This window comes from Roseomonas genomospecies 6 (genome assembly GCF_008365375.1).
GTDB lineage: Bacteria > Pseudomonadota > Alphaproteobacteria > Azospirillales > Azospirillaceae > Azospirillum.
Genome location: NZ_QOKW01000019.1, coordinates 1 through 12,290, shown reverse-complemented (window position 1 = coordinate 12,290; position 12,290 = coordinate 1). Strand labels below are relative to the sequence as shown.

9 protein-coding genes are annotated in these 12,290 nt (G+C 67.3%); 4 read left to right on the top strand and 5 right to left on the bottom strand.

What is annotated here, in order from left to right; all coding sequences use genetic code 11:
• Window positions 1–100: 100 nt before the first annotated feature.
• Together DS843_RS20920 and DS843_RS20915 are read left to right on the top strand one after the other, a co-directional pair.
• Window positions 101–1,144: an OmpA family protein gene (locus DS843_RS20920; protein ID WP_149470777.1), complete on the top strand. Its 1,044-nt coding sequence runs from the start codon at window positions 101–103 to the stop codon at window positions 1,142–1,144.
• A gap of 276 nt (window positions 1,145–1,420) precedes the next feature.
• On the top strand, window positions 1,421–2,065 hold the full coding sequence (locus DS843_RS20915; RefSeq protein ID WP_149470776.1) for a response regulator transcription factor: 645 nt from the start codon (window positions 1,421–1,423) through the stop codon (window positions 2,063–2,065).
• On the opposite strand, the gene DS843_RS20910 is transcribed toward DS843_RS20915, so the two are convergent.
• Window positions 2,042–3,505, bottom strand: coding sequence for an ATP-binding protein (locus DS843_RS20910; protein WP_149470775.1), 1,464 nt, complete (start codon window positions 3,503–3,505; stop codon window positions 2,042–2,044). The two genes, DS843_RS20915 and DS843_RS20910, sit on opposite strands and share 24 nt — an antisense overlap.
• 152 nt (window positions 3,506–3,657) lie before the next feature.
• Here DS843_RS20910 and DS843_RS20905 point away from each other — a divergent pair, with 152 nt between their 5' ends.
• Together DS843_RS20905 and DS843_RS20900 are read left to right on the top strand one after the other, a co-directional pair.
• Complete coding sequence (locus tag DS843_RS20905) at window positions 3,658–3,996, top strand: 4Fe-4S dicluster domain-containing protein (RefSeq protein WP_167525393.1); 339 nt, start codon at window positions 3,658–3,660, stop codon at window positions 3,994–3,996.
• 71 nt (window positions 3,997–4,067) lie between these two features.
• Window positions 4,068–4,508 (top strand): DUF4383 domain-containing protein, encoded by a 441-nt coding sequence (locus DS843_RS20900; RefSeq protein ID WP_149470773.1) that lies wholly within the window; start codon window positions 4,068–4,070, stop codon window positions 4,506–4,508.
• Between the two features lie 4 nt (window positions 4,509–4,512).
• Here DS843_RS20900 and DS843_RS20895 read toward each other — a convergent pair whose 3' ends face one another.
• The 4 genes from DS843_RS20895 to DS843_RS20880 all read right to left on the bottom strand — a co-directional run bounded on the left by DS843_RS20895 (window position 4,513) and on the right by DS843_RS20880 (window position 11,513).
• The gene (locus DS843_RS20895) at window positions 4,513–5,202 is read right to left on the bottom strand and encodes an RluA family pseudouridine synthase (RefSeq protein WP_149470772.1); all 690 of its coding nucleotides are present in this window, start codon (window positions 5,200–5,202) and stop codon (window positions 4,513–4,515) included.
• 22 nt (window positions 5,203–5,224) lie between these two features.
• Window positions 5,225–5,575, bottom strand: coding sequence for a hypothetical protein (locus tag DS843_RS20890; protein ID WP_149470771.1), 351 nt, complete (start codon window positions 5,573–5,575; stop codon window positions 5,225–5,227).
• Window positions 5,576–5,658: 83 nt separating this feature from the next.
• Complete coding sequence (locus DS843_RS20885) at window positions 5,659–7,290, bottom strand: fumarate hydratase (RefSeq protein WP_149470770.1); 1,632 nt, start codon at window positions 7,288–7,290, stop codon at window positions 5,659–5,661.
• A gap of 239 nt (window positions 7,291–7,529) precedes the next feature.
• A complete protein-coding gene (locus DS843_RS20880) occupies window positions 7,530–11,513 on the bottom strand; it encodes a Pls/PosA family non-ribosomal peptide synthetase (protein WP_149470769.1) in 3,984 nt (1,327 codons plus the stop codon).
• Window positions 11,514–12,290: the final 777 nt, after the last annotated feature.

Here is a 12,290-nt window from a genome sequence, read left to right as displayed (position 1 = left end):
GGCGGGCTCGCCCGATGAAGGCGGGTGTCATCGACACCGGTCCATCCGAACGGTTCGCTTCGACAGCCCCGGCAACGCCGTCTACAAGGGAAAGAAGAAAATGACTCTGCGTGGGATTCTGCTCGGAACGGCGCTCGCGGCGATGCTGCCGACCGCCGCCATGGCCGCGACCGAAGGCTTCTATGTGGGCGCCGGTGCCGGCGTGAATTGGACGCGCGACGCCGATCTGCGCTTCCAAGGCACCTCGGCCGAGGCCGACACCAGCTTCAAGCTGGGTGGCATCGGCGACATTTCCGCTGGTTACGCCACCGCCGCCGGCCCTCGGGCCGAGCTGGAGTTCGCCTGGCGCTGGCGCAACGCCATCGACAGCACCGAGAGCGCGACCGCGGCTCTGAACGGGCAGGGCGGCAAGGCCAGTTCGCTCGCCTTCATGGGCAACCTGTACTACGACATCAAGACCGGCACGGCCTTCACGCCCTACATCGGCGTCGGCGCCGGTATCGCGCAGGTCCGCCTGGATCTCGGCGGCTTCGACGACCGCGATTGGGTGTTCGCCTACCAAGGCATCGCCGGCGTGTCCTACGCCCTCACCCAGAACCTGGCGCTGACGCTGGATTATCGCTACTTCGCAACCCTGGACCCGAAGTTCGATCTCGGCGGCCCCGCCGGACTCGCCACCTCGACCGTGAAGGGCGAGTACCAGAACCACACCATCCTCGCCGGCCTGCGCTACACCTTCGGCGCCCCGGCGGCAGCCCCCGCGGCGGCGCCCATCGCTCCGGCGGCCCCGGCGGTCCAGGCCCAGCCTCAGTCGGAGTATCTGGTGTTCTTCGACTGGGACAAGGCGAACATCACCGCGGCGTCCGACAAGATCATCGGCGATGCCGCCACCGCCGCGGGCCGTGTGCGCGCCGTCAGCATCCATGTGATCGGCCACACCGACACCTCCGGTTCGCCGGCCTACAACCAGCGGCTCTCGCTGCGCCGCGCCGACGCGGTCAGGAACGCCCTGGTCGGCAAGGGCGTTGCGGCCAACCAGATCACCGTCGAGGGCAAGGGCGAAACCCAACTCATGGTGGACACGGGTCCGAACGTGCGCGAACCGTCGAACCGTCGCGCGCAGATCCTCATCCGCGTGCAGTGACCCGGCGGGCCGCCGGTCCTCTCCGGGGGCGGTCGGCACGATCAGGACGATGGGTAAGGGCGTCGCTTCGGCGGCGCCCTTTTCGCACCTGCGGCAGAAGCACGCGCGGCGGCGCGGAAACATGCATCAATTGTGGCGTGAAACGCCCGGTCGGCGTATGAGGTTCATACCGGAAGCCGCACTTTGGTTTGAGACGACCGAGTCCGACCCGGTCCCAGCGGACCCCGTCCATCTGGGAAAGCTCCCCCCAGCCGCCTTCGCCGAAGCAGGGTTGTCATGCAGGTATTGATCGCCGACGATCACTCCATCGTTCGCAGTGGCTTGACCCATCTGGTCGGGGAATTGAACGAACAGGCCAGCGTGGCGGCCGCGACCAGCTTCGGCCAGCTCACCCAGTTGCTGGACCAGGGTCCCTACGACCTCGTCATCATGGATCTGCGCATGCCTGGCCTCGGCGGGCTGGACGATGTGGAGGCGGTGGTGAAGCGGGTGGCGCCGGTTCCTGTCGTGGTCTTTTCCATGATCGACTCGCCGGACGAGATGCGCGCCGTCCTGTCGCGCGGGGTGCGGGCCTTCATTCCGAAATCCACGGACGACGTTCTGGTGGTGAACATCCTGCGGCTGGTCATGGCCGGCGGGTCCTATGTGCCGCCGGTTCTCGGCATGCCGGGCATCGCGCAGCCGCCAGCCGCGGCCAAGGCGCAGGAGCCGAGCGTTTTCGACGGCATGACCCGCCGCCAGTTGGAGGTCCTGGACCTTCTGGCCCAGGGCCTGTCGAATCAGGAGATCGGGGAGCGGCTGGGCCTGAATCTCTCCACCGTCAAGACGCATGTCACGGGCGTGCTGAAGGCGCTGGGGGTGGGCAGCCGGACCCAGGCGGTACTGCTGGTCAAGGAGTCAGGCCGCGACCGTCTCGTGTGATACGGGAACCAACGGTACACCCACGGCGAACACGGTTCCCCGTCCTTCGACCGACCTCAACTCCAGTGGATGGCCGAGCAGCCGGGCCAGACGGTCCACGATGGCGAGCCCCAACCCGATCCCCTCGCTGCGGTCGCGGTCGGGCCGGTCGAGCTGCACGAATTCCTCGAAGATGCGGCTGCGGTCGGCTTCGGCGATTCCGCGTCCGGTGTCGTAGATCTCGATCCACAGGGTGCCGCCGCGGCGTCGGCATCCCATCAGCACGCCGCCCTGTTCGGTGTAGCGCACCGCGTTGGTCAACAGATTGCGCAGGATGCGTTCCAGAAGGAAGGGGTCGGTTCGCACCGACAGCGCCGTCGGAACGACGCGAAGCCGCAACCCCTTGTCCTCGGCGATCCCGGCGAACTCCGATTCGAGCTGGTCGAACAGGGCGGACAGCGCGACGTCCGCCTGCTTCGGCTCCACCACACCCGATTCCAGCTTGGAGATGTCCAGGATGGCGTTCAGCAGGTCGTGCATGGACCGCTGGGCCAGCCGCAAATCCCGCACCAGCGCCGCCGCCCGCGGCTTGTCGATCTGGCGTTCCAGCATGCCGGTGAACATGCTGATGGCCTGCAAGGGCTGCTTCAGATCGTGCCCGGCGTGGGCCAGGAAGCGGGACTTCGCCAGATGAGCCTGCTCCGCCGCCACCTTCGCCGTGTGCAGCTCCGCCGTGCGGGCGCGCACCTGGGCCTCCAGCGTGACGTTCGTCTGCTCCAGAGCCTCCGTCATGCGGGTGATGTCGGCGAACTGGCGCTCCACCTGCCGGACCATCGGGCGGAAGATGACCAGCACCTCGGCGCAGAGCGTCAGCAGAGTCAGGATCAGGGCGGCGAATCCCAGATGGTGCAGGGTGGCGAATCCGCGCTCCCCCGCCTCCTGATAGCGGGCCACCATGTCCTCCAGCCGCGTCAGGAGCGGGCCGAGCGCCTGATGGGCGACGAGGTTCGCCTCGGGCATCCCCGGGGGCAGGCCGGCTGGGCCGGCGGCGATCACCGCGCGAAGCGCGGCGATGTGACGGAGCACCAGATCGTTCAGCGGCTCCGGCCCGTCGAAATAGAGCCGCCGGACGTCCTTGCCCATGGCCGGCCCCTCGTCGGCGCCGGTCAGCCGCCGGTGGGCGTTCTCGAACATGTTCGTCGCCTCGGCCAGGCGGGCGGTCAGGGCCTCCCGCTCCGCGTCGGTCGAGGCGTTGCGGAGCTGCTCGACCAGCAGAGCCGTGCGCTGGGACAGCATGCGCTGACGGCCCGAGATGTTCACCACCTCCAGCATGTCCGCGTGCTGGTCGATGACCCGTTCCGTCATGAAGAAACCGGCGATCGTGCACAGCGCGATGACCCCCAGCGCCAGCCCGTAGCGAAGCGTCATCCAACGCGCCGTGGTGTTGCCGATGGGGACCATGCCGTCCGTCCTTCCGGGGCTGTCCGGGCCTTGACGATGGTCAAGGTCGGGTGATGTGCGAAGGAACAGTGTATCTCCATTGCCGACGCCCGGCATTCGCGAATGCAGCAAGCGCCGGACGACGGAATCGGGAAGGAAAGGAGACGGTCATCATGGCGGTCAGTCGTGCGGATCTGATCCGGGGCCGCTTCCGGGCCGAGCCGACGCCGGTTCAGGCGCCGGTGCCTCAGGCGCCGGTGACTCAGGCGTTGGAAGCGCGCATCGGGGCGAGCTGCCTGTCCTTCAACGGAACCGACTGCCGCATGTGCAGCGACCATTGCGACCCGGGGGCGATCCGCTTCCGCCCGCTGGGGCGCGGACGCTGGCTGCCGATGATCGAGGCGGGGGGCTGCACCGGTTGCGGCGACTGCGTCGGCGTCTGTCCGGTCAAGGCCGTGACCTTGGAGCCAGCCGTCTTGGAGACAGACGTCTTGGAGACAGCCGTCGGCTGAATCTGGGAACGCTGCTTCTAACCCTCTGTTGGTAGGGCGGTTTCATCCCCTGTCTGCCAACGGAGAGACATATGTGGTGGCGCAACGTAACTCTGGTCTACGCCGCGGCCTTTACGGCAATCGGCATACTGGGCTTCATCCCGACCTTCCTGAGCCCTCCCCCCGACGGCATGATCCTTGCCGTTGAGGCCTTCCACGGGTATCTGCTCGGCCTTTTCCCGGTCAATCTGCTGCACAACCTCGCGCACCTCCTGTTCGGCCTGTGGGGCTTCTTCGCCTATTTCTCCAGCCGTCTGGCCTCGCGCACCTATCTGCGCAGCGTGGCCGTGGCCTACGCCGCGCTGACCGTCATGGGCTTCATCCCGGGTCTGAACACGCTGTTCGGGCTGATGCCTCTGCACGGCAACGACATCTGGCTGCACGCCGTGCTCGCCATCGTCGCGGGCTATGTCGGCTTCATGGTGCACGAGACCGAGGCCGGCACGGAGAAGGGCGCCGAATGGCGGGCCTAAGTCTTCAAGCCGGGTCGTCTCCTTTGAATCCGCAGGCAGCCAGCGCCGCCCGCATGTGAGGCGGAACTGGCGCCACCGCGCCCACCGCTTCGCGGGAGGGGTAGAGGGGCAGTGAAATGGCGCGCGAATGCAGGTGCAGCGCATGCCCCTCCGGCCCGCCATACTGCGGGTCGCCCAGCAGAGGGCAGCCCAGCGCCGTGGCGCAATGCACCCGGATCTGGTGCGTGCGCCCGGTGTGGGGTTTCAGTTCCAGCCACGTCGTGCCGTCGCCGCGGCCCATCACCCGGTATTCGGTCACGGCGCTCTGCCCATCGTCGGCCACGACGATCCGCCAGCCGCCGGTCCGGTTGGTCACCTTCTTCAACGGCAGCTCGATGCGTCCCTGCTCCTCCGGCGGGCTGCCGGCGACGACCGCCCAATAGGTCTTGTCGACCTTGCCCTCCTGGAACTGCTTGCCCAGCTTGCGCAGGGCCTTCGGGTGACGCCCCAGGATCAGGCAGCCGGAGGTGTCGCGGTCCAGCCGGTGGGCGAGGCCGGGCGGCTTCGGAAAGCCGAAGCGCAGGGCATCGAAATGCCGCTCCAGATTCGGCCCGCCGCCCGGCCCGGCATGGACGGGCAGGCCGGCGGGCTTGTCGATGATGAGCATCAGCCCGTCGCGGTACAGCACGCGGGCCTGGATTTGTTCGGGTGTCATGATGCCTTAACGGACGATGCGGTCAGTCTTCGTCATCGTCTTCAAGGTCCGAGGACGTTTCGTCAACCGTTGTCAGCACATCGGGGCGAAGGACGGCAAGCGACAGCAGCACCGCGCGAACCGCTTCCGGAGCGAGGGCATCGCCCGCGACCTGGGTTACCAGCTCATCCGTCACCACGGGAGCCGCCGGCACACGGCGGCGGATGGCGCGGATTTCCTTCTCGATGGCCTTGCGCTCCTCCGCCACGTCGTTGGCGTAGTGGGTCTGATGGCGCATGGAAAAATCGTGAAGGCGGCGGTTCACGATGACCTCCGCGGCGAACAGGGCGCGGCGCTGGGCATCGGCAATCTTTGCGGTCAAGTCATCGGGCATGGCGGGTCCTCGAATTGCAGACGCTTGCCCTCTCCCTGACCCTCCTCCGCTCTCGCGGGGGAGGGAAACAGGAGGTGCCGAGATCAGGCCAGCTTCAGTTCCTTGAAGAAGTCGTTCCCCTTGTCATCGACGATGATGAAGGCCGGGAAGTCCTCGACCTCGATGCGCCAGATGGCTTCCATGCCGAGTTCCGGATACTCGATGCACTCCACCTTCTTGATGCAGTCCTGGGCCAGACGGGCCGCGGCGCCGCCGATGGAACCCAGATAGAAGCCGCCGTGCTTCTGGCAGGCCGCGGTCACCTCCGGGCTGCGGTTGCCCTTCGCCAGCATGACCATGGAGCCGCCCGCCGCCTGGAACTGCTCCACGAAGCTGTCCATACGCCCGGCGGTCGTCGGTCCGAAGGAACCCGAGGCGTAGCCCTCCGGGGTCTTGGCCGGGCCGGCGTAGTAGATCGGGTGGTTCTTGAAATAGTCCGGCAGCCCCTCGCCGGCGTCCAGGCGGGCGCGCAGTTTGGAGTGGGCCAGATCGCGGGCGACGATCAGCGGGCCGGTCAGCGACAGGCGGGTGCGGATCGGATACTGCTTCAGCGTGGCGAGGATCTCGCTCATCGGCTGATTGAGGTCGATCTTCACCACCTCGCCGGCCAGATCGCCGTCGGTGATCTCCGGCAGATACTTGGCCGGATCGGTCTCCAACTGCTCCAGGAAGATGCCGTCCCTGGTGATCTTGCCCACCGCCTGACGGTCGGCGGAGCAGGACACGCCGACGCCGATCGGCATGGAGGCGCCGTGGCGCGGCAGGCGGATGACGCGGACGTCGTGGCAGAAATACTTGCCGCCGAACTGGGCGCCGATGCCCATGGTCTGGGTCAGCTTGTGCACTTCCGCTTCCATGGCGAGATCGCGGAAGGCGTGCGCGTCCTCGCCGCCCTCGGTCGGCAGGTTGTCGAGATAGCGGGCCGACGCCAGCTTCACCGTCTTCAGGTTCTGCTCCGCCGACAGGCCGCCGATGACGATGGCGAGGTGGTAGGGCGGGCAGGCCGACGTGCCGAGATAGCGGATCTTGTCCTCGAGGAACTTCAGCAGCCGATCGGGCGCCAGCACCGACGGGGTGGCCTGATGCAGGAAGGTCTTGTTGGCCGACCCGCCGCCCTTCGCCATGAACAGGAACTTGTAGGCGTCCTCGCCCTCCGCGTAGATCTCGACCTGACCCGGCAGGTTGTTGCGGGTGTTCTTCTCCTCATACATGGAGATCGGGGCGAGCTGGCTGTAACGCAGGTTGCGCTTCAGGTAGGCGTCGCGGGCGCCTTCCGACAGGGCGGCCTCGTCGCCGCCCTTGGTGAAGACGCGGCGGCCCTTCTTGCCCATGATGATGGCGGTGCCGGTGTCCTGGCACATCGGCAGGGTGCCGGCGGCGGCGATGTTGGCGTTCTTCAGAAGGTCCAGCGCCACGAACTTGTCGTTCGGCGAGGCTTCCGGATCGTCGAGGATCGCGCGGATCTGGCTCAGGTGGCCCGGACGCAGCAGGTGGTTGATGTCCTTGAACGCTTCCTCGGCCAGCAGGCGCAGACCCTCCGGTTCCACCTTGAGGACCTCCTCGCCGTCGAACTCGACAACCGAGACGTAATCCGAGGTCAGCTTGCGGTAGGTCGTGTCATCCTTGGCCAGCGGAAACAGCGAGGCACCGCGGGCGGGGCTGATATCGTCGGGCATTCGGGGGGCTTCCTTCCTGTTTCTTGGGTCACAGGCCCCGATGCGGCGCGCGGGAGCGCGCAAAAGGGCCAGGGCCACGCTCGCGCACCGTTATACACCCCTCGGCCCCGCGCACAACGGGAACGGAAGGCCCTGCGGCGATAAGGAAGGGGCGTCGGCCGCGCCATGAAACGACGCGGCCCGGCCCCGACGCCGAAGCGCCGCAGGCCTGGCCAGAATATCCAAACAATCGCAACGGGTTACGCGGCGGTCTTGAACCGCTCTTTCAACTCGGTCCGGGGTTCCGCCACCCGCTCCGCCGGGGCGCCGGCCCATTCGGTGTGGGCGGGAATCTCCTCGCCCTTCATGACCAGGGTCAGCGGGCCGAGTTGGGCGTAATCGCCGACGCCGGTGTCGTACAGCACCGTCGACCCGGCGCCGATGGTGACGCCGCGGCCCACCTTCACGCGCCCCACCTTCATCACGCGGTCCTCGTACAGGTGCGTCTGCAGGGCCGACAGGGCGTTCACCGCGCTGTGGTCGCCGACCGACACGCAGTCGAACTCGGTGATGTCGGTGGTGTCCATGAACACGCCCTTGCCGAACCTCGTCCCGAACAGGCGCAGCACCCAGGGCAGCAACGGCGTGCCGCGCAGATGATCCAGCAGCACCTTGCCGGCCAGACCCCAGTAGAGCACCGCCACCGCCTCGGTCTTCATGGCCCACCAGGACCACATCGGCTTCACGGTCGGCTCGTAGCGGCCCATCAGCAGCCACTTCACCAGGATGACCACCGCCACCATCGCCACCGGAATGGCGACGCTGACGGCCAGGAACTGCGCCAGGAAGGTGCCGTAGCGTTGCTCCAGGATGGCCGGTGCGAACCACTCCACCGCCAGAGTGCCGAAGGTGATGAACAGCATCGTCGGCATGGAGAGGCTGAAGGCCTCGAACACGGCGCGGCCCAGGCGGCGGGCCTTGGACGGCTCATAGGTCCAGTTGGCGCCCACCCCGTCGAAGCGCTGGCGCACCGGCAGCTTGATGGGCGGGCTGCCGAACCACGTCTCCCCGGCGGACATCGCTCCATTCTCGGGCGGCTTCGACTTGATGCCGATCAGCGAGCCCGTGGGGATGCTGGCCCCCGCCGGCACCACCGCATCGTTGCCGACGAACACGCGCGCTTCGGTCTTCACAGGCTTCAGAATCATCCAGCCGCGGCGGATGTCCTCGTCGCCCAGCACCACCTCGTCGGCGATGAAGCACTTCTCGCCGATCTCGACGAGGTCGTAGCGCCCGGCGAGGTTGGTGGAGATCTCCGCGTCCTTGCCGATCTTCGCTCCCATCAGCCGGTACCACGCCCGCATGTAGACCGTGGCGTAGAGCGAGCTGAGCGTGTCCAGCATCACCTCGGTGGACAGGGCCACCATCCACTTCCGCAGATAGAAGCCGCTGTGAACCGAGTAGGTGCCGGCCTCGACGCGCGGCAGCACGATCCAGCGCACGGCGGCGATCATGCAGACCGTCACCGCGACCAGAGCCATGGCGGTCGGCCAGGCGATCAGCGGAAGATAATAGAGGTAATTGACGCCGAAGACCGCCCCCAGCACCCCGTCCAGATTGTCGAACAGGTAGAAGGCCGGGAAGATCGGCATCAGCGAGATCGGCGGCAGGGCCAGCAGCATCGCCGCGTAGAAGGCGGCGTGCACCCCCCGGCGCAGGCGCCCGGCCGTCGCGGGAACGGACAACTCCGCAGGGTCAACGCTGCCGGAGCGGCGGGCGGGTGATCCGTCCCAACGCTCGTAGGAACCGGTGCGGGCGCCGGCGGGCAGGGCGGTCAGATCGGCCAGTTCCGTGCCGTGGCCCACCACCGCGTCCATGCCGATGACGCAAGAGGTGCCGACATAGGCGTCGGCGCCGATCTCCACCGCTCCGATGACCAGCTCGTTTCCGATCACCTCGGCGTTGGCAAGCTTCACCTTGCCGCCGATGGCGGCGCCCGCGCCGATGGTGACGAGGTCGATGGCGCCGGACTCGAACTCGCCGATCAGCGCGTCGTCGCCCACCTTGGCGCCCAAGGCGCGCAGCAGCACCCGCATGACCGGGGAACCCTGGAACCACTTCAGATGGACAAGGCTGATGAAGCGCTGCGCCAGCCACCAACGGTAATAATAGACACCCCACAGCGGGTAACGCCCGGGCTTCGTCCGCCCGATGACCAGCCATTTGGCCGCGACGGCGATCAGCACGGTGGCGGCGTTGATGACCATATAGACGCCCAGCAGAGTGGCGATTTCCTGCAGGATGCCGGCGTCCTCGCCCGACAGCAGCATGTAGCTGACGAACACGCCCAGCCACTGCGCCGTCATCAGCGCCAGGATGAAAGGCAGGGCCACCGCCTGGGCCGCCCCGCACAGGAAGCGGCGGAGCAGGGGAGGCGGGGTGAAGGACCGATCCTTGCGCTCCGCCCCTCCGCTGCCGCCGCCTTGGGGGGCGCGGGCGTCCAGACGCTCGGCCATGGCGCGCAGGCTGCGGGCGCCGTAGACATCCTGCAACGTCAGCCCGTCGAGATGCATGGTCTCCCGCACCGCCGACACGAACCGCGCGGCCAGCAGCGAGTGCCCGCCCAGATCCATGAAGAAGTCGGCTTCCAGCGGCACCGCCTGACCGGGGAAGACGCGCCGGGCGGCCTCCAGCAGAGCGGCCTCCGTGGGGGTCCGCGGCTCGTCCTGCTCGCCGGGGCCGGCGTCGCCGGTCAGCGGGGCGGCCTGAAGCGCCTTGCGGTCGGCCTTTCCGGAGGTCAGGCGGGGCAGGCGGTCCATCACCTCGAAATGCGACGGCACCATGTAGCTCGGCAATTGGGCGCGCAGAGAGTCGCGCAGCGCGGTCTTGTCCAGCGTGGCACCGGGTTGCGGCACCAGGAAGGCGACCAGCCGGTCCAGCCCGTTGTCGTTGCGCAGAACGACCGTGGCTTGGCTCACCCCGGCCATGTCGGTCAGCTTCGCCTCGATCTCGCCCAGCTCCAGCCGGAAGCCGCGGATCTTCACTTGGTCGTCGATGCGGCCATGGAAGAGCAGATTGCCGTTCGTATCGACGCTCACCGCGTCGCCGGAGCGGTAGAGCACCGGATCGTTGCCGTGGATGGCGAAGGCGTTCCGGATGAACTTCTCGGCGGTCAGTTCGGGACGCCCCAGATAGCCCTGGGCCACGCCCGGCCCGCCGATCAGCAATTCCCCCTGAACGCCGGGGGGAACGAGCGCCATCGACTCGTCGACCACGTAGCAACTGTAATTCGGGATCGGGCGACCGATGGTGACCGGCTCGTCCGGACGCACCTCGGCCACCGTCGCCACGACCGTCGCCTCGGTCGGGCCGTAGCTGTTGAAGATCGTCCGACCCGGACGGCACCAGCGCGCTGCAACGGCGGGAGGACAGGCCTCGCCGCCCAGGATGACGACGCGCAGGCTCGGCACATCCTTGGGCAGCATGGCGAGCAGGGTTGGGACGGTGTCCAGCACCGTGATCCCGGCTTCGTTCAGCACGTCGGCCAGCCGATCCGCCTCGTCCAACACTTGCCGGCTCGCCACCCAGAGCGTGGCGCCGACCAGATAGGGGACGAAGATCTCTTCCAGCGACAGGTCGAAGGCCACCGAGGCGCCCTGGAACGCCACATCCTCGCCCGTGATCCCGTACACGCTGTTGGCCGCGCGCAGGTAATGGCAGATGTTGGCGTGGCTGATGACGATGCCCTTGGGTTTGCCCGTGGAGCCCGACGTGTAGATCGCATAAGCCGGGTGGTCCCGGGTGACTCCGCCCGCCCGCAGGTCTGGCACGCGCTCGTCATTGGACGCCAAGTCCTCCAACCGCAGCGCGGGAACATCCAGCCCCGCCGCTTTGGAACCGGTGACGGCGTCCACAAGGATGGCGGGAGCCGAACAGTCGGCGAGGCTGAGGGACACGCGATCGACCGGCGTGTCGGCATCGAACGGCAGATAGGCGGCGCCTGCTTTCAGAATGCCGAGCAGCGCCACATGCAGATCGAGCGACCGCGTCATCCACAGCCCGACGAAGCATCCCGGCCCATAGCCCCGCGCGCGCAACGCGTTGGCGACACGGTTCGCCCGTACCTCCAGTTCCGCATAGCTCACCCGGCGCCCGTCGAACAGAATGGCTGTCCGTTCCGGCACCCTCCGTGCCGTCTCCGCAAAAATATCCGACAGCAGTTCGTCCCGGAGCAGGTCCGGCACGGTGCTGCCTCGCAGCATGCCGGAAACGGAAGGGGGCGACGTTGGAAAGGAGAGGGCGCCGTTCGAGGATTCGGATGAACGGTGGCCGACGCCCGGGGCTTCGACCAAGGTCGGCGTGCGAAGCAGTGTCACGCTTGTCAGCCTTTACAAAATGGTTCAGCGCAGTCGCGGCAGTCGGACCCCTGCTGTGCTGGTCCCGGCGGTCGGCTGGCGGCTACTCTCTGCCGTTCTGCAACTTTACCTGTTCTTGGTTAACGAACCATTGATCGCTGCCGCGTCCAAGTTTGAACTCGTGTCGGCGGCCGGTCCGACCATGCGGCGGTGGACGGCCGAGATCCAATGAATTGGGTGTCATGTGCGTTGGAGGTGCCGAGCGGAAAAATCGCCGGGGTCGAAAAAAGTGCTTGCCACCCCCGTGGGAGCACGCATATAAAGCGCCTCCCGACGCGGTGGCCGCCAACGAGGCGCCGACGGGTCGGGAAAACAGAGACATTCTGGCCCTGGCGGCCCACTCCTCGAAGGGGATGGGCGCGGGGTGTTGCGGTTCTCCGGGGCCGCGGGATCTTGGAAATCGTTGATACCGTGTTGTGAGAAGGGATGCGCAGGCGGCGGTATGGACCGTTGGCCGCGGGTTGGTTCCGGATGGAGCCGGCATCGCGGGTCGCTTGAGCATCTCGGTCAAGCAGTAAGAGACGAACAGTTTCGAAGGCTTGGGTGAGGTCGCTTTGAGCGGCCCTGTCAAGTGGGCTCGGTCTTCGGATCGGGGGCCCAGCTTGA

Coding starts and splice junctions, on each gene's coding strand:
- DS843_RS20920 (WP_149470777.1), top strand. CDS start 101: ATGACTCTGCGTGGGATTCTGCTCGGAACGGCGCTCGCGGCGATGCTG.
- DS843_RS20915 (WP_149470776.1), top strand. CDS start 1,421: ATGCAGGTATTGATCGCCGACGATCACTCCATCGTTCGCAGTGGCTTG.
- DS843_RS20910 (WP_149470775.1), bottom strand. CDS start 3,505: ATGGTCCCCATCGGCAACACCACGGCGCGTTGGATGACGCTTCGCTAC.
- DS843_RS20905 (WP_167525393.1), top strand. CDS start 3,658: ATGGCGGTCAGTCGTGCGGATCTGATCCGGGGCCGCTTCCGGGCCGAG.
- DS843_RS20900 (WP_149470773.1), top strand. CDS start 4,068: ATGTGGTGGCGCAACGTAACTCTGGTCTACGCCGCGGCCTTTACGGCA.
- DS843_RS20895 (WP_149470772.1), bottom strand. CDS start 5,202: ATGACACCCGAACAAATCCAGGCCCGCGTGCTGTACCGCGACGGGCTG.
- DS843_RS20890 (WP_149470771.1), bottom strand. CDS start 5,575: ATGCCCGATGACTTGACCGCAAAGATTGCCGATGCCCAGCGCCGCGCC.
- DS843_RS20885 (WP_149470770.1), bottom strand. CDS start 7,290: ATGCCCGACGATATCAGCCCCGCCCGCGGTGCCTCGCTGTTTCCGCTG.